The 15,900-nt window shown below is 71.8% G+C and carries 17 protein-coding genes; 10 read left to right on the top strand and 7 right to left on the bottom strand.

Annotated features, from left to right (window positions below; translation table 11 throughout):
• Position 1 precedes the first annotated feature (1 nt).
• Positions 2 to 1,264, top strand: coding sequence for a glycosyltransferase family protein (locus JI751_RS03375; RefSeq protein WP_201933361.1), 1,263 nt, complete (start codon positions 2 to 4; stop codon positions 1,262 to 1,264).
• On the opposite strand, the gene JI751_RS03380 is transcribed toward JI751_RS03375, so the two are convergent.
• The 4 genes from JI751_RS03380 to JI751_RS03395 all read right to left on the bottom strand — a co-directional run bounded on the left by JI751_RS03380 (position 1,175) and on the right by JI751_RS03395 (position 5,438).
• A complete protein-coding gene (locus JI751_RS03380; RefSeq protein WP_201933363.1) occupies positions 1,175 to 2,254 on the bottom strand; it encodes an alanine racemase in 1,080 nt (359 codons plus the stop codon). The two genes, JI751_RS03375 and JI751_RS03380, sit on opposite strands and share 90 nt — an antisense overlap.
• Positions 2,255 to 2,335: 81 nt before the next feature.
• Positions 2,336 to 3,472, bottom strand: a complete 1,137-nt coding sequence (locus JI751_RS03385; RefSeq protein ID WP_307813766.1) for a lipid II:glycine glycyltransferase FemX — start codon at positions 3,470 to 3,472, stop codon at positions 2,336 to 2,338.
• A gap of 245 nt (positions 3,473 to 3,717) precedes the next feature.
• Positions 3,718 to 4,515: a deoxyribonuclease IV gene (locus JI751_RS03390; RefSeq protein WP_201933367.1), complete on the bottom strand. Its 798-nt coding sequence runs from the start codon at positions 4,513 to 4,515 to the stop codon at positions 3,718 to 3,720.
• The gene (locus tag JI751_RS03395; RefSeq protein WP_201933369.1) at positions 4,512 to 5,438 is read right to left on the bottom strand and encodes a protein kinase domain-containing protein; all 927 of its coding nucleotides are present in this window, start codon (positions 5,436 to 5,438) and stop codon (positions 4,512 to 4,514) included. Before JI751_RS03395 ends, JI751_RS03390 begins: the two co-directional genes overlap by 4 nt.
• Before the next feature lie 221 nt (positions 5,439 to 5,659).
• On the opposite strand from JI751_RS03395, the gene rpsF reads away from it, so the two are divergent.
• The 4 genes from rpsF (at position 5,660) to rplI (ending at position 7,454) form a co-directional block, all read left to right on the top strand.
• Positions 5,660 to 5,950, top strand: coding sequence for a 30S ribosomal protein S6 (gene rpsF, locus JI751_RS03400; RefSeq protein ID WP_129426827.1), 291 nt, complete (start codon positions 5,660 to 5,662; stop codon positions 5,948 to 5,950).
• Between the two features lie 113 nt (positions 5,951 to 6,063).
• The gene (locus JI751_RS03405; RefSeq protein ID WP_201933371.1) at positions 6,064 to 6,672 is read left to right on the top strand and encodes a single-stranded DNA-binding protein; all 609 of its coding nucleotides are present in this window, start codon (positions 6,064 to 6,066) and stop codon (positions 6,670 to 6,672) included.
• 84 nt (positions 6,673 to 6,756) lie between these two features.
• Positions 6,757 to 6,993: a 30S ribosomal protein S18 gene (gene rpsR / locus JI751_RS03410; RefSeq protein WP_056603689.1), complete on the top strand. Its 237-nt coding sequence runs from the start codon at positions 6,757 to 6,759 to the stop codon at positions 6,991 to 6,993.
• Between the two features lie 14 nt (positions 6,994 to 7,007).
• Positions 7,008 to 7,454, top strand: a complete 447-nt coding sequence (rplI, locus tag JI751_RS03415; protein ID WP_201933374.1) for a 50S ribosomal protein L9 — start codon at positions 7,008 to 7,010, stop codon at positions 7,452 to 7,454.
• 95 nt (positions 7,455 to 7,549) lie between these two features.
• On the opposite strand, the gene JI751_RS03420 is transcribed toward rplI, so the two are convergent.
• Positions 7,550 to 7,960, bottom strand: coding sequence for a DUF8738 domain-containing protein (locus JI751_RS03420; RefSeq protein ID WP_201933375.1), 411 nt, complete (start codon positions 7,958 to 7,960; stop codon positions 7,550 to 7,552).
• 17 nt (positions 7,961 to 7,977) lie between these two features.
• Positions 7,978 to 9,303 carry an MATE family efflux transporter gene (locus JI751_RS03425; RefSeq protein WP_201933376.1) on the bottom strand — a complete coding sequence of 442 codons (1,326 nt, stop codon included), beginning with the start codon at positions 9,301 to 9,303 and terminating at the stop codon, positions 7,978 to 7,980.
• A gap of 504 nt (positions 9,304 to 9,807) precedes the next feature.
• On the opposite strand from JI751_RS03425, the gene dnaB reads away from it, so the two are divergent.
• Positions 9,808 to 11,223, top strand: a complete 1,416-nt coding sequence (dnaB, locus tag JI751_RS03430) for a replicative DNA helicase (RefSeq protein WP_201933378.1) — start codon at positions 9,808 to 9,810, stop codon at positions 11,221 to 11,223.
• Positions 11,224 to 11,235: 12 nt separating this feature from the next.
• On the opposite strand, the gene JI751_RS03435 is transcribed toward dnaB, so the two are convergent.
• The gene (locus JI751_RS03435) at positions 11,236 to 11,592 is read right to left on the bottom strand and encodes an MmcQ/YjbR family DNA-binding protein (RefSeq protein ID WP_201933380.1); all 357 of its coding nucleotides are present in this window, start codon (positions 11,590 to 11,592) and stop codon (positions 11,236 to 11,238) included.
• Positions 11,593 to 11,804: 212 nt separating this feature from the next.
• Here JI751_RS03435 and JI751_RS03440 point away from each other — a divergent pair, with 212 nt between their 5' ends.
• The 4 genes from JI751_RS03440 to JI751_RS03455 all read left to right on the top strand — a co-directional run bounded on the left by JI751_RS03440 (position 11,805) and on the right by JI751_RS03455 (position 15,900).
• Positions 11,805 to 14,240 carry a 5'-nucleotidase C-terminal domain-containing protein gene (locus JI751_RS03440; RefSeq protein WP_201933382.1) on the top strand — a complete coding sequence of 812 codons (2,436 nt, stop codon included), beginning with the start codon at positions 11,805 to 11,807 and terminating at the stop codon, positions 14,238 to 14,240.
• Between the two features lie 94 nt (positions 14,241 to 14,334).
• Positions 14,335 to 14,646 carry a hypothetical protein gene (locus JI751_RS03445; protein ID WP_201933384.1) on the top strand — a complete coding sequence of 104 codons (312 nt, stop codon included), beginning with the start codon at positions 14,335 to 14,337 and terminating at the stop codon, positions 14,644 to 14,646.
• A complete protein-coding gene (locus JI751_RS03450; RefSeq protein ID WP_201933386.1) occupies positions 14,639 to 15,073 on the top strand; it encodes a BLUF domain-containing protein in 435 nt (144 codons plus the stop codon). Before JI751_RS03445 ends, JI751_RS03450 begins: the two co-directional genes overlap by 8 nt.
• Positions 15,074 to 15,321: 248 nt before the next feature.
• On the top strand, positions 15,322 to 15,900 hold the full coding sequence (locus JI751_RS03455) for a TMEM165/GDT1 family protein (protein ID WP_201933388.1): 579 nt from the start codon (positions 15,322 to 15,324) through the stop codon (positions 15,898 to 15,900).

The raw sequence follows: 15,900 nt of genomic DNA on the forward strand, positions 1-15,900 counted from the left end.
CATGCGGGTGCAGCCGGCGCAGGCACCCAGCCGCGCCGACCCGGTGGTCGCGGCGATGTCCGAGGTGGTCGGCGGTCCGCTGGGTGACCACGCGGCGCCGCACCGCTGGTGGACCCCGGCGCGGGTGCTGCTCGGCGCCACCGGCGTCGCCCTCGCGATGGGCATGGCCGGCAAGTCCGCCTGCGTCACCTCCGGGTGGGGCAAGGACGAGCAGCCGTTCCGCCAGCTGTGCTGGACCGAGCTCGCCGGTACCTCGGCGAGCGCCGGCACGCCCCCGCACGTCACCGCCTGGCTCGAGCGCCTCGCCGGGTTGCTCCCCGGCAGCGGCACCGTCGCGACCACCGCCGCGCTGGCCGTGATCCTGGCCGCGCTCGCCCTGCTGGCCACCGCACTCCTCGTCCGGGTGGACGCCCGCCGGCCCTGGGCAGCTGCCGGCTGGGCGCTCGCCCCCGTGCTGGTCGCCCACTGGCTGTCGTGGGAGCTGGTCGCGGCGTTCGGCGTCGCCGTCCTGCTGTGGGGGTGGACGACCGGTCGGCCCTGGCTCGCCGGTGTCGGCGCCGGGATCGGCGCGGCCTTCGCCCTGCCGGTCGCGGTCGCCCTCGTCGGTGTCATCGCGATCGGCGGCCGTACGCGCGACCGGGTCGACGCGCTCCTGTCGGCGGCGGCGGCCTACGTCGTCGTCACGCTGCCCGGGCGGGCGCGGTCCGGGGGCGTCGACATCGGATCGGTCTGGCAGATGCTCGACCAGGCCGGGGCCTCCGCGTCCGCGACGACGCGCGCGGTCGTCCAGCTCGTGGTGCTGGCCGCGGCGGCCGTCGGGGTCGCGTGGATGGTGCGCCGCTCCGGGCGGATCACGCCGCAGACGAGCGCCCGGTCGGGGCTGGTGATGGTGTGCGCCGCACTGGTCGTAGCGCCGTCGGCCCCTCCGGAGCTGGCCCTCGTCGCGCTGCCGCTGGCCGCGATCGCCGTACGCCGGTGGCGCGACCTGCTCGTGTGGCAGGGCCTGCACGTGGTGAGCTGGGTGATCACCGGGTGGTACGTCGGTGGCGGTCTCGTGCCGACGATCACGGACGACGTACGTGCCTACTGGCTGGCGATCCTGCTGCGGGTGGCCGGCCTGGTGTGGATCGCGGTCGCGGTGCTGCGCGACGTGCCCGAGGTGCCCGACGTGTGGTCAGGTGACGACGACGCGGTCGAAGTCGGTCGCGGTGAAGCGGACCCGGACCTCGATCTCCTCACCGACACGCGGCACCCGAGCGCCTGACGGCACGAACAGCATCGAGGCCTGCATGTGGGGCGGCTCGGCGAAGAGCCGCTGCTTGCCGTCGATGGAGAACGGCGAGCGGACGAAGCCGACCGCGTCCATGCCGCCGCGGGCGAGGGTCGCGGCCCGCGCCTTGAGCGACTGGTCGCCGGTCGGCGCCTCGAGGCCGATGCCGTGCGCGGTGCCGCCGCTGACGATGACGATGTGGCCGTGCTTGGGGACGCTGCGCCCGCGGTAGCCGAAGGTGTCGCCGCGGTCGACCTCGTGGACGTCGAGGACGGTGGCACCCACCGTGAGGGCACCGCGGTCGCCGAGCCAGAGGTCGGTGCCGATGCGCGGACGCACGGTGAAGTCGGGATAGCTGCTCGCCAGTGACGTCATCTCGGCGTGCGTGAGGTGGGAGACGAAGACCGTCCGGGTCGGCAGGCCGGAGGCGACGATCTCGTTGATCAGACGGGTCACCTCGCCGAGGTGCGAGGTGGTGTTGAGCGGCAGGTGCATCGCGACGCCGCGCAGGCCGCTGCGCTGGTCGCCGACCATGTCCGCTGCCGCGGCCAGCTCGCGACGGGTCATGCCGTGCCGACGCATCGAGGTGAGCTGCTCGAGCACGAAGCGGGCATCAGGGTCCTGGGCGCGCAGCCCGGCCAGGTCGTCGGGCCGGCTGACGGTGTGCACGACGCGCGAGGCCGTACGGGCATCGAGGTCGAGCGCTGCCCGGAAGGGTCGCCACGGGGTGAGCACCAGGAGGTCGCCGTCGTAGCGCGACGACAGCTGCTCGATCTCGTCGTAGGTGCCGACGGCGATCATGTCGAGCGGTGCGCCGGTCTGGTCGGCGTGCTCGGCCAGCCACTGCGCGCGGCGCGCGAGCCGGCCCAGGCCCAGGCCGTAGCCGTTGCCCTTCGTGACAGGGACGATGCCGGGGTGCTTCGCGGCGGTGGCGAGCAGGTGCGCACGCCAGCGCTCGCCGTCGACGGTGAGGGTCAGGCTCATGCCCGTACTCGCTTCGCTCCGTGCGCGCACGAGGCACGAGGGACACGGTGCTCGATGACTCGCTCGCTGCGCTCGCTCATGTCATCCCCGCCGCGCCAGGTAGAGCTGGAACGCCTTGTAGACGGCGCGGTTGACCGGCAGGTCCCACTCGCCGGCGTACTCCACGGCCTGTCCGCCGGTGCCGACCTTGAACTGGATCAGCCCGACGTGCGGGTCGTCGGCGTCGAGGGTCTCGGTGATGCCGCGGAGGTCGTAGACCCGGGCGCCGGCCCCGAGCGCGTGGCGGATCATCGCCCACTGCACGGCGTTGGAGCCGCGGACCTCGCGCTTCTCGGTCGACGAGGCGCCGTAGGAGTACCACGCGTGGGTGCCGACGCGGATCGCGATCGTCGCGGCAACGAGGTCGCCCTCGTGGCGGGCCAGCCAGACCTGGATCCGGTCGGGGTCCTCGGCGAGCAGCGCGTCGTACATCGTCTGGAAGTACGCCAGCGGGCGCGGCGTGAAGTGGTCACGCTCGGCGGTGTGGACGTAGAGGTCGTGGAAGGCCTTGAGGTCGGCCCGCTCGCCGAGCGTCACCTCGACGCCGGACTTGTCGGCCTTCTTGATGTTGCGCCGCCAGAGCTGGTTCATCCCCTTGAGGACGTCGTCCTCGCTGCGGGGCGAGCCGTCCTCGTCGACCAGCGGGACCTGGAAGTTGAACTGCGGCTGGCCGGCGGAGAAGCCGCCCTCCGCCGACTGCTGCTGCCAGCCGAGCTCGTGCAGCTGCGCGATGACGCAGGCACCCTCCTGCGAGCGCTCCAGGGGAGGTACGTCGCCGAGACGGCGTACGGCCTCGTCGGCGACGCCCGCCTTGACCTGCTCGGCCGACCAGCGACGGGTCACGACGGGCGGGCCCATCCGGACCGCGAAGGCGCCTTGGCGCTTGAGGTGGGACACCATCGGGGCGAGCCAGGACTCGAGGTCGTCGTCGTCCCAGTCGATGACCGGGCCCTCGGGGAGGTAGGCGAGGTAGCGCTTGACCCGGGGCAGCTGGCGGTAGAGCACCAGGCCGACACCGACCAGGTCGGAGCCGCGGAACCAGCCGATCGACTCGGCCTTCCACTCCGCCTTCACCGCGGCCCAGGCGGGCGTCTGGAGGAAGCTCGCGGACGACCGACCGGCGATGAAGTCACGATGCTGCGGCGCGGTGATCGGGCGCAGCGAGAGGGAGGTCGTCACCGGGAAGACGTTACAAGGGACCAGACACGACCCCCGTACGTGTCTGGTCCCTTGTGACTACAGACGCCGGTTCGTCCGGAACGGTTGCGCCGGATGAGCACATTTTTTCGAAGAGTGTCACCTGCCTGCGCTCAAGGCAGCGTCAAGATCCTTCCGTCCGGGCCATCCGCGCATGGCCCACCCGGGGTCCGCTCGGTGGACGGGTGCCGGGGAGGACTGCCTGAGCCCGGTCGGACGGTGTGGCGCTAGAGGCGCTCGCGCAGCCAGGCGAAGTCGGCGACGTGCTCGGCCGCGCCACCGGGCGTCTCGCAGATGACCGGTGCCCCGGCCTCCCGCACGACGGCCGCGAACTCGTCGGCCGGCAGGTGGCCGTTGCCGAAGTTGGCGTGGCGGTCAGCGCCGGAGTCGAAGTCGTCGCGCGAGTCGTTGGCGTGGACCAGGTCGATGCGGCCGGTGATGCCACGCACCTTCTCGACCGCGTCGCCCAGCTCGATCCCGCCGGCCCAGGCGTGGCAGGTGTCGAGGCAGAAGCCGACGTCGTCGGCGCCCTCGGCCGAGGAGACGGCGTCCCAGACGCCGGCGATCCGGTCGAGGTGGCGGGCCATGGCGTTGTCGCCGCCGGCGGTGTTCTCGATCAGCAGCGGGATCTTGAGGTCGGTCGCCTCGATCGCCTTGCGCCAGTTGTCGAAGCCGACGCCCGGGTCGTCGTCCTTGTTGACGTGGCCGCCGTGCACGATCAGTCCCTTGGCGCCGATCTCGGCGGCGGCGTCCATGTGCTGCTGGAGCAGCTTGCGGCTCGGGATGCGGATCCGGTTGTTGGTCGTCGCGACGTTGACGATGTAGGGGGCGTGGACGTAGAGGTCGACGCCCGCCTCCTCCGCGGCCGCGCGCAGGGCGGCGGCGCCACCCTCGTAGCGGACCTCCGGCCCCTTGTATCCCTGCGGGTCGCCCAGGAAGAACTGGACCAGCGTCGTGTCGCGGGCGATCGCCTCGGCGACGGGGTCGGTCTGCTCGACGTGGGCTCCGATGGCGAGGGTCGTCATGGGCTCCAGCCTAGGAGGACGCACAGACAGCCGGCGACGACGGCGACCAGCCCGGCGACGGCCGCCCACGCCGGCCAGTCGACCTCGCCCCCGGGCGTACGACGTCCGCGCGGCGGCGGGCCGAGCCGGTCGGGCACCGGTGGACCAGCGGCGTCGGGCACCGGCAGCCGGCGGAGCAGCCGCAGCGCCGCGTCGGCCGTGGCGAGCCGCTGCTCGGGGTCGGCGACCAGCAGCCGCTCCACCAGGGGCCGGAGCGGGTGCGAGGGAATGGTGCCCTGCCGGGCCGGCGGCAGCCCGGTGACCATCTCGAGCACGACGCGGCCGACGGCGTACAGGTCCTGGGTCGGCTCGGGCGGCGCACCCCGCGCCTGCTCGGGGGCCATGTAGCCGTCGGTGCCGATCGCGCCCGGGACCGTGGTGAAGCGGCGGTCCGCGATCGGGGCGGCGACGCCGAAGTCGCCGAGCCGCAGGTGCGGGGGACCGTCGCCGGTCGCCTCGAGCAGCAGGTTGGCCGGCTTGACGTCGCGGTGCACGAGGCCGGCGCCGTGCACCGCCGACAGGCCCAGGAGGAGCTGCTCGCACATCAGCCCGACGGTGCCGGCGTCGAGCGAGCCGTGCTCGCGCAGCAGGTCGGCGACCGAGCCGCCCGGCACCAGCTCCATCGCCAGCACCACCAGGTCGTCCTCGGCGGCCCAGCCGTGCGGTGCGACGACGTGCGGGTGCCGGATCCGCACCGCCTGCTCGCGCACGAACCGGGCGAGCAGGGCCGAGCTGTGCTGGCCCAGGACCTTGAGGGCGACGTGGCGCCGGGTCCGCTCGTCCCACGCCCGCCACACCGACCCCATGCCACCCGACCCGACCTGGTCGAGCAGGACGTAGCGCCCCGCGACCACGGCGGGCCGGGACCGGACGGGAGCGACCACCCCGCGACGCTAGCCCGATCCCCGGACCCGGCGCAGCGGTCCTCCACAGGCGGCGTACGACGATTCCAGCAGGCCCCGGAGCCGCTGGTAGTCTTCCCCGGTTGCCTTCGGGCGACAGCACCAACGCGGCACCACGACCCACGTCGTACGCCGTGAACGCACAGTCCCTCCTGCCACGGAAAGCCCGTGGCCGCTCTAGCCCAGAGGAGGTGGAGACCGCTATGCGTGCCTATGAAGTGATGGTCATCCTCGACCCGAGTCTCGACGAGCGCACCATCGAGCCGTCGCTCGACAAGTACCTCAACGTGATCCGCAAGGACGGCGGCTCGGTCGAGTCCGTCGACGTGTGGGGTCGTCGCCGGATGGCGTACGAGATCAAGAAGAACGCCGAGGGCATCTACGCCGTCGTCAACCTGACGGCCGAGCCCGCGACGGTCAAGGAGTTCGACCGCCAGCTCACGCTGAACGAGTCGATCCTGCGCACGAAGGTCATGCGTCCCGACGCTCACTGATCGCCCTCACCGGCATCTGTGGATAGACCCTTCCGGCTGTCGGTGAGTGCCTGTTTGATGGGCGCATCACCGGGAGCACCCCGGATCAGCACCACATTCTGAGGAGACCTGGCATGGCAGGCGAGACCACGATCACCGTCATCGGCAACCTCGTCGACGACCCGGAGCTGCGGTTCACCCCCTCGGGGGCACCCGTGGCCAACTTCCGGATCGCGTCGACGCCGCGCACCTTCGACCGCCAGACCAACGAGTGGAAGGACGGCGACACGCTGTTCCTCTCCTGCGCGGTGTGGCGACAGGCCGCGGAGAACGTTGCCGAGTCCCTCCAGCGGGGCATGCGCGTGATCGTCCAGGGTCGCCTCAAGTCCAGGCAGTACGAGACCCGCGAGGGTGAGAAGCGCACCGTCTTCGAGATCGACGTCGAGGAGGTCGGCCCGTCGCTGCGCTCCGCATCGGCCAAGGTCACCAAGACGCAGCGGTCCGGCGGCGGTGGCGGCTACTCCGGTGGCAGCGGCTACTCGGGCGGCGGCGGTGGCGGTCAGTCCGCGACCGGCGACGACCCGTGGGCCAGCCCGGCTCCCTCTCAGGGTGGCGGCAACCAGGGCGGCTGGGGCGGTCAGTCCCCGAGCCAGGGTGGCCAGGCGGGCGCCCCGTCCGCACCGCCCAACGACCCGTGGGCCACGCCCGGGGTCAACGGCGGCAACGACGAGCCGCCCTTCTGATCCTGATCCGGATCATCTGAACAACACACCACCATTCCGTCCCTGATTGCCTCAGGGCCGGGCTCACTGAAAGGGAGCACCACAATGGCCAAGGCAATTCTGCGCAAGCCCAAGAAGAAGGTTTGCCAGTTCTGCAAGGAGAAGGCGACCGGTGTCGACTACAAGGACACCACGCTCCTCCGCAAGTTCATCTCCGACCGTGGCAAGATCCGCGCCCGTCGCGTGACCGGCAACTGCGTCCAGCACCAGCGCGACGTGGCCATCGCCGTCAAGAACGCGCGCGAGCTGGCTCTGCTGCCCTACACGTCCACCGGTCGCTGAGAGGAGCACGAGACATGAAGCTCATCCTGACGCAGGAGGTCGACGGCCTCGGCGCCCCCGGCGACGTGGTCGAGGTCAAGGACGGCTACGGCCGCAACTACCTCGTCCCCCGTGGCCTCGGCATCAAGTGGAGCCGCGGCGGCGAGAAGACCATCGAGTCCATCAAGACCGCCCGCACCGCCCGTGCGGCGCGCGACGAGGACCACGCCACCGAGATCAAGACCAAGCTCGAGGCGAGCCCGGTCATGGTCAAGGTCCGTGCCGGCGAGGGCGGTCGCCTGTTCGGCGCCGTCACCACCTCGGAGATCGCCGACGCGATCGCCGAGGTCTCGGGCGAGAAGGTCGACCGTCGCACGATCGTCGTGGTCAACCCGATCAAGACGCTCGGCTCGCACTCGGTGTCGGTCAAGCTGCACGACGAGGTGTCCGCCACGGTGGCCCTCAACGTCGTCCCCGCCTGATCGGTCCACGCGACACCCGCACCACGACGCACGGCCCGCTGTCTCCTCGGAGGCGGCGGGCCGTTCGTCGTCTCTCCACCCCGAAGTGCGCCGCGCTACTGGGTGGGGCGCTCGCAGAGGAACGGCGGGCCGGAGCCGCCGGAGTGGTACTCGTAGGTCGTGTCGTCCACCTGCAGCGTGATCCGCGAGCCGTCGACCATCGACATCGTGTAGCTCATCCCCTTCTTCGCGCAGCCCTTGCTGCCGTCGCTCCAGGTCACCTCCTGGACGTCGAGCACCTCCACCGCCTCGGCCTCGACGCCGAGCCTCGAGGCGAGGTCGTCGATCGCGGCGACCACCACGGGTGAGTCCGCGCCGGGGACGGGCGCGGTCTCGCTGGTCGTCGGCTCGTCCACGGGGCTCTCCTCGGCGGTCTCGTCGGTCGGGGCGGGTGCCGCGTCCTCGCCGCAGCCGGTGAGCGCGAGGCCCAGCACGGCCGCCACGAGCCAGGTGCGTACGCCGTTCACGTCCGCCAGCCTAGGGCTCAGCGGGTGACGGTCGCCCCGGTCACCATCCATGCGTCGCCGCGCGCCCGCCACGTGAGCAGCACCCCGCGCGCGCCCATGAAGACGACGGTCATCGCCACCCACACCATCACCAGCCCGTGGGGGAGGGTGGCCGCCCAGAGCGCGGCCGGGGCGTACGCCGCCAGCACGACGAGGCCGGCCCAGGCGAGGAACGCCCCGTCGCCGGCGCCGATGAGCACGCCGTCGAGCACGAAGACGACGCCGGCGAGCGGCTGCCCGACCGCGGCCACGAGGAGCACCGGCACGAGCAGGTCCTGCACGGCCGGGTCGCTGGTGAAGAGCGCGCCGACGACGGGGGACACCGCCGCCAGGGCGAGCCCGGCGACGAGCCCGCTGCACCACCCCCACTGGATCATCCGCCTCGTCAGCCGACGCGTGGTCTCGACGTCACCGCTGCCGAGCGAGCGACCGGTGAGCGCCTGCGCGGCGATCGCGATCGCGTCGAGGGCGAAGGCGAGGAAGGACCACAGGGTGATCGCGACCTGGTGGGTGGCGACGGTGACGTCGTCGCCGCCGGAGCCGACCCGGGTGACGGCGTACGTCCCGACGAGCAGGCAGGCACGCAGCGCGAGCGTGCGGATGACCAGGGCGACCGCGGCGTGCGCCGCGGCGCGGATGCCGGCGAGGTCGGGGGTCAACGGGGCGTCGTGCTCGCGGGAGGCGCGGACCACGACCGCGACCAGCCAGGCCGCGGAGACGACCTGCGCGATGACCGAGCCGATCGCCGAGCCGGCGATGCCGAGGTCGAGGCCGTAGACGAGGAGCAGGTTGAGCGCGATGTTGAGGCCGTTGCCGACCACGGCGACCAGCAGCGGCGTACGCGTGTCCTGCAGGCCGCGGAGCACGCCGGTCGCCGCGAGCATGATCAGCAGCGGGGTGGTGCCGAGGAAGGCGATGGCCAGGTAGGTCTCGGCGTGACCGGCGACCTCCGTGCCGGTGCCGAAGGCGCCCACGAGCGCGGGCGTGCCCAGGATCCCGCCGACGGTCGCGATCGCGCCGATGATCACGGCCAGCCAGATGCCGTCGACGCCCTGGGCGAGCGCCGCGCGGAGGTCGCCCGCCCCGAGGTGGCGCGCGACGCTCGCCGTGGTGCCGTACGCGAGAAAGACGCAGAGCCCGACGACGGTCTGGAGGATCACCGCGGCGATGCCCAGGCCCGCGAGCTGCGGGGTGCCGAGGTGACCGACGATGGCGGCGTCCGAGAGCAGGAACAGCGGCTCGGCGACGAGGGCGAGGAAGGCGGGCACCGCGAGTCGCAGGATCTCGCGGTCGACGGCCTTCACGCGTCCAACCCTAGGAACCCCCCGTCCTCCCCAGCGTGGCAGGCCCCACTAGTGGACGGGTCCGTGCGGCGTACATAGTCCTTTCGGACTACCTGTGCATCGTCGTGTGGATGAGCGCCCCGTCACACCTGTCCGAGCCCGATGTCGACAAAGCAACAGGCAACATCCAGATGTCGGACAGGTGAACGACCCCCGGAGCGAACTATTCTCCGTCCACAGGGTGTGCAGAACGTTTCCGCAGGTCAGATGCGTTCCCGCGGTCGATCCCGCAAGTTCTCCACAGCTCACTCCACGGTGCGTCCACGGGCTCCCGCGTGTCGTCCACGCGAGTGCGCAGGTTGTCCACAAGCCCTGTGGAGAACCGGCTGTCCATGGGGCTCGCGAGCGCGTACGTTCGCCCGCGGCAAGGGCCACGCTCGGGATCCGTCGGCGCCATGACAGCACATCAGTGTCGGTGGTCGTCCCTAGCGTCGGACCGTGGGCAGCGCGGCGAAGGGAGCATCGGTGAGCGTCACCTTCCAGGGTGGGTTCCAGGGGGACACCGACGAGGCGTGGGGCGACGGGCCCGCGGCCTACGAGCCCGGCGAGTCGCGCCGTTCGGCCGGCGACCGGACGCCTCCGCAGGACAACGCCGCGGAGCAGAGCGTGCTCGGCTCGATGCTGCTCTCCAAGGACGCGATCGCCGACGTGGTCGACGTGATCAAGGGTGTCGACTACTACCGTCCGGCCCACGAGATCATCCACGACGCGATCATCGACCTCTACGGCCGCGGCGAGCCGGCCGACCCGATCACCGTCGCGGCCGAGCTGGTCAAGCGCGGCGAGCTCCAGCGCATCGGTGGCGCCCCCTACCTCCACACCCTCTCGGCCAACGTGCCGATCGCGGCCAACGCCGGCTACTACGCCGAGATCGTGCGCGACAAGGCGATCCTGCGACGCCTGGTCGAGGCCGGCACCCGGATCGCCGCGCTGGGCTATGCCGGCGAGGGCGAGATCGACGACGTCGTCGACAACGCCCAGGCCGAGGTCTACAAGGTCACCGACCGCCGCGCGAGCGTCGACTACGCACCGCTGAGCGACATCATGAGCGGCGTCCTCGACGAGATCGAGATGATCGGCAACCGCGAGGCCGGCCTCTACGGCGTGCCCACCGGCTTCGCCGACCTCGACGACCTCACCAACGGCCTCCACTCCGGCCAGATGATCATCGTCGCGGCCCGCCCCGCCATGGGCAAGTCGACGCTCGCCCTCGACTTCTGCCGTGCCGCGTCGATCCACAACAACCTCACCAGCTGCTTCTTCAGCCTCGAGATGACGCGCTCGGAGATCATGATGCGCCTGCTCTCCGCCGAGGCGAAGGTGCCGCTCAACCACATCCGCAACGGCACGATGCGTGACGACGACTGGGAGAAGCTCGCGCGCAAGATGGGCCAGGTCTCCGGGGCGCCGATGTTCATCGACGACAGCCCCAACATGACGATGATGGAGATCCGGGCCAAGGCCCGTCGCCTCAAGCAGCGCCACGACCTCAAGCTGATCGTCATCGACTACATGCAGCTGATGAGCTCGGGCAAGAAGGTCGAGTCCCGCCAGCTCGAGGTCTCGGAGTTCTCCCGCAACATCAAGCTCCTCGCCAAGGAGCTCGAGCTGCCGATCATCGCGCTCTCCCAGCTCAACCGTGGTCCCGAGCAGCGCGGCGACAAGCGCCCGATGATGAGCGACCTGCGTGAGTCCGGCTCCCTCGAGCAGGACGCCGACATGGTGATCCTGCTCCACCGCGACGACGTCTACGAGAAGGAGTCGACCCGCCCCGGCGAGGCCGACCTGATCGTGGCCAAGCACCGCAACGGCCCCACCCGCGACCTCACCGTCGCCTTCCAGGGCCACTACTCCCGCTTCGTGGACATGGCCCAGGGCTGACGTTCGGACAGGTCAGCCCGGTCCGACCGGGTGGGCGAGGTCGTAGGCCCGCGAGACCTTCTGCGGCACGACCATCCGCCAGGCGTCGACGACGAGCTCGCGGGCCTCGTCGGGTTCGAGCTCGGCGAGGGTGGCGTGCACCCAGTGGAAGCGCAGGTCCGACTCGCGGGGCAGCTGGAAGCGGGGGTCGCTCTCGACGAGCGCGACGCGCTCCTCCTTGGGGAACGCGAAGCCCATCACGGTCTCGTCGAGGGAGAAGGCGACGTAGACGATCGACCCGACCCGGAACTTCAGGCGGCCCGCGACGTGCGCGACGTACGACCGCTCCAGCGTCTCGCCGAGCGGCAGGACGTCGTCGACGACCGCCATCGGGACCCTCCCTTCCCCAGCACCTCCGAGTATGCGCCGCATGCCCGCGAGGAGCGACAGGATTCTGTCGGCCGTATCGGTGGGCAGAACTGTGTTCGACAACGTGAACTGAAGGGCGTACGGTCGGCACCGGTTGTGGCACGCGTCACAGCCGCGTCCCGCTCGAGTCCGCACACCGAGCCCCACCCGAATCGTCTTCGGAGGAGCCCGTCGTGCCCCAGTCCAGCCGCCTGCGTCGCCTGTCGACCGTCGCCCTCCTGCCGCTCGTGGTCGGCGCACTCGCGGTCGTCGCGACGCCGCCCGCCACCGCCGCGGTCGGTGACACCCGGATCGCCTGGGTCGAGGTCGAGGACGGCGCGATCTCCGGCGGCCCGGCGCTCAACTCCGGCGACCACGGCAACTTCTCCGGCAGCGGGTCGTACACCTTCCGCGAGACCGGCATGACGTCGACGATGACGGTGACCGCGCCCGAGGCGGGGACGTACCCCGTCTGGATCAGGTACGCCGCCGGGCCGCTCACCCCGGAGGAGAACGTCACGCGGTCGATGGGCCTGACGACCAACGGCTCGCGCCAGGTCGTCAGCTATCCGCTGACCGGCAGCTGGGAGACGTGGGCGTTCGCGCGGGCCGACGTCACCCTCGCCCAAGGTGCCAACACCATCGCGGTCAACTGCACCCGCAACCTGCCGACCGAGATGTGCCGGCTCAACTTCGACGCGATCCAGGTCGGCGGGCTCGAGCCCGACACGTGCGTCGCGACCCCGGCGCCGGTCGGTGCGGCGCGCCTGTTCGACGGCACCTTCGCGAGCTTCGACCAGTGGCGCAAGGCCGGCGGTGGCGGCTTCGGTCACCAGACCGACTGCACCATCCGCGGCTTCCGCGGCCCCGGCAGCACCTGGACCCAGACGACCACCAGCCAGCAGGCCGGTCCCTACACGCTCCTCCTCGACTGGTTGAGGCGCGACGCCGACGACGCGTCGAGCGTGTACGTCGGATCGAGCACCAACAACACCGCCAACCCGACGACCGGCTACCGGGTGATGATCGGCGCCTCGGACACCGCGACCGTCACCTCGGCGGACGGCGCCTTCACCCAGACCGCCGACGCCGCCGCCCTCGCAGCAGCGGTGAGGCCGGTCAACCAGTGGAACCGGTACGCCGTCCAGGTGACGCCCGCCCGCATCCGCGTCCTGCTCAACGGACGCGTCGTCAACGCCGTGGACCGCGCGGTCCCGTTGGGCGGCTACATCGGCCTGGAGAACCGGAGCGAGGCTGCGCAGGTCGACTTCCGCGACATCCAGGTGCAGCCCGGCGTCGACCTCGGCCCGGTCGCCGGGCCCGCGAGGCGCGCGACGAAGGCCGACGGCACCACCGCGAACCCGGGCGGCGAGTCGACGCTCGGCAACCTCGTCGCCGACGCCCAGCGCTGGGCCACCCGTGGTGCGAGCGGTGGCACCGCCCGGATCTCCTTCGCCACCCCGAGCGCGCTGAAGACCGACCTCGTCCCCACGGGCTCCACCGTCACCTACGCGCAGGCCGCGGCCGTCGTCGACGCCGAGCCGCTCGTGAACATGCGGCTCACCGGCGCGCAGATCACGACCGTCCTCGAGCAGCAGTGGCAGACCACGTCCGGCGGCGAGGCGGCCACCCCCGCCTTCGTCCGGCTCGGTGCGTCCGACGGTTTCACGTGGACCCATGACGCCAGCCGCCCCCAGGGCGACCGGATCACCGGCACCTGGCTCGACGGCGCACCCCTCAACCCCGCCGGCACCTACTCGGTCACCGTCAGCCAGTCCCTCGCCGCCGGCGGCGACAACTTCCGCGGCTTCACCACCGGCCTCGTGCCGCAGGTGCGCTCGGCGACGACCCTGTCCGCCCTCGCGGCCTACCTCGGCGACTCCTCGACCGTCGGACCGCTCGCCCTGCCGCAGTCCCAGCGCGCGGTCGGCGTCACCGTGCCCGGCGGTGCCCCGTCGTCGTACGTCGCCGGGACGACGTACGCCGTCGACCTGAGCTCGTGGTCCTACTCGGCCGCCACCGACCCGCAGGACACCACCGTCGACGTGACCATCGCCGGTCGCCCGGCGGGCAGCTTCCCGGTCGACCGCACGCGCACGGACAACGCCTTCGACGAGGACGGCACGGTGGCGGTCCGCGCGACCATCCCGGCCGACCTCGCCGCCGGCACCGCGATCGTGCGGATGGTCGGCAGCACGACCGGCACGACCGTGACCCGGTCCATCGCGGTGACCGCGGCACCGCCCGCGCCGACCCCGACGCCGGCGCCCACCCCGACGCCGGAGCCGACCCCCGCTCCCGCTCCGCTGCCCACGTCCACCACCCCGCCCGCGGTCACGAAGGCGAGGCCGAACCTGAAGGTGAAGGTCAGGCCGGGACGCGTCGTGGCGAGGAAGACCAGGGCGAAGGTGGTCGTCACCGTCCGCTCCGCCGGTTCGACCCCGACGGGCACGGTCACCGTCCGCGCCGCGGGCAAGACGTACGCCGCGCGGCTCCGCAACGGCAGGGCGGTGGTCACCCTCCGCGCCTTCGCAACCCGGGGCGGGCCCTCGGTCCGGGTGTCGTACGCCGGCGACGCCACGACGCTGTCCACTGCCCGGACCCTGCGGATCGCCGTCCGCGCGCCGTGACCCGTGCCACCCGCCAACCCCGTCACAGGGGTGAGGCGACGGTCGTCAGGTCGACCTAGCGTCGAGGGGACTGACGAGCACAGGAGGAAGAGGCGTGGCGCACCAGCCGCCGAAGGACGTGCAGGAAGCAGCCCAGCGTGCCCAGCGCTGGATCGAGGACGGCAAGGCCGGCAAGGGCTTCACCGACACCGGCCGACGGCGGGCGTCGCAGCTGGCCTCGGGCGACGAGGTCAGCGACGACGTCGTGGAGAAGATGCAGGCCTACTTCGCCCGGCACACGGTCGACAAGGACGCCGCCGGGTTCCGCCAGGGTGGTGACGGGTTCCCGTCGCCCGGCCGGGTGGCCTGGGACGCCTGGGGCGGCGACGCGGGTGAGCGCTGGGTCGGGACGATCGACCTTGACTGACGCCCTGCCCCTGACCAGCCTCACCTACACCAGCGCCGCGACGCGGCTGCTGTCGGTGGTCGAGCTCGTCGAGCTCATCGAGCAGATCCGCCCGAAGAACGAGCGCCTCGGCGTCACCGGGCTCCTGCTCTACAGCGGCGGCAACGTGATCCAGACCCTCGAGGGGACGTCGTACGCCGTCGACGACGTCTTCGACGCGATCCGCGCCGACCCGCGCCACGGTGACGTCCACGTGGTCGAGCGGCGAGAGGTCGGCGAGCGGGCGTTCGCCACCTGGTCGATGGGGTTCCGCAACGTCTCGGCCCGCGAGGTCGCCCAGCTCCAGGACTTCGGCGCCTTCGCGCGCGACTCGGTGGGCCACGACCTCGCCCCGCACGCGTCCTCGGCCTTCGAGCTGCTGGAGAAGTTCCGCGTCAACGCCGGCTGACGTGGGAGAGGTCACGCGCGGACCGGGTCGTGCCTGCGGCCGTCGTCCCCCTAGGGTGGTGGACGAAAGGGAGTAGTCCCCAACAGGTGTGTCGACACGCTGACCCTCGGGTCCGGCACACCGGGCCACCCGCGCGGTGGCGGACGAGACTTTCGACCAGATACACGACCCTGTTCAACGGACGTGCCTGGTCGAAGGCGCGTCCCTCTCCCACGGGTCGTCCTCCGGCTGGGCCGGAAGGAAACCTCATGTGGGACGCACTGCTCATCAGCACCGTCGTCATCTTCGTCGCCGAGCTCGGCGACAAGTCGCAGCTCATGGCGATGACGTTCGCCACCCGCTACCGCGCCCGTGACGTGATCATCGGCATCACCATCGCCACCGCGGTGGTGCACCTCGCCTCCGTCGGCATCGGCGCCGCCATCGGAGAGGCGTTCGGCGACTACCAGCCCGCGATCAACATCGCCGCCGGTGTCGCCTTCCTGTTGTTCGCCGCCTGGACCCTGCGCGGCGACGAGCTCACCGACGAGGAGGCCGACAAGGCCCGCACCAGCCAGGGCGCGGCGATCCTCGCCGTCGGCATCGCGTTCTTCCTCGCCGAGCTCGGCGACAAGACGATGCTCGCCACCATCACCCTCGCCACCCACGAGGGCTGGTTCGGCACGTGGATCGGCTCGACGATCGGCATGGTCGCCGCCGACGCCCTTGCGATCGGCGCCGGCATCCTGATCGGCCGCCAGCTCCCCGAGAAGGCGGTGCGGTACGCCGCCACGGCCGCGTTCGTCGTCTTCGGCGTCCTGCTCATCTGGCAGGGGGCCACGGCGTGA

Source organism: Nocardioides baculatus, assembly GCF_016735675.1.
Classification (GTDB): Bacteria; Actinomycetota; Actinomycetes; order Propionibacteriales; family Nocardioidaceae; genus Nocardioides; species Nocardioides baculatus.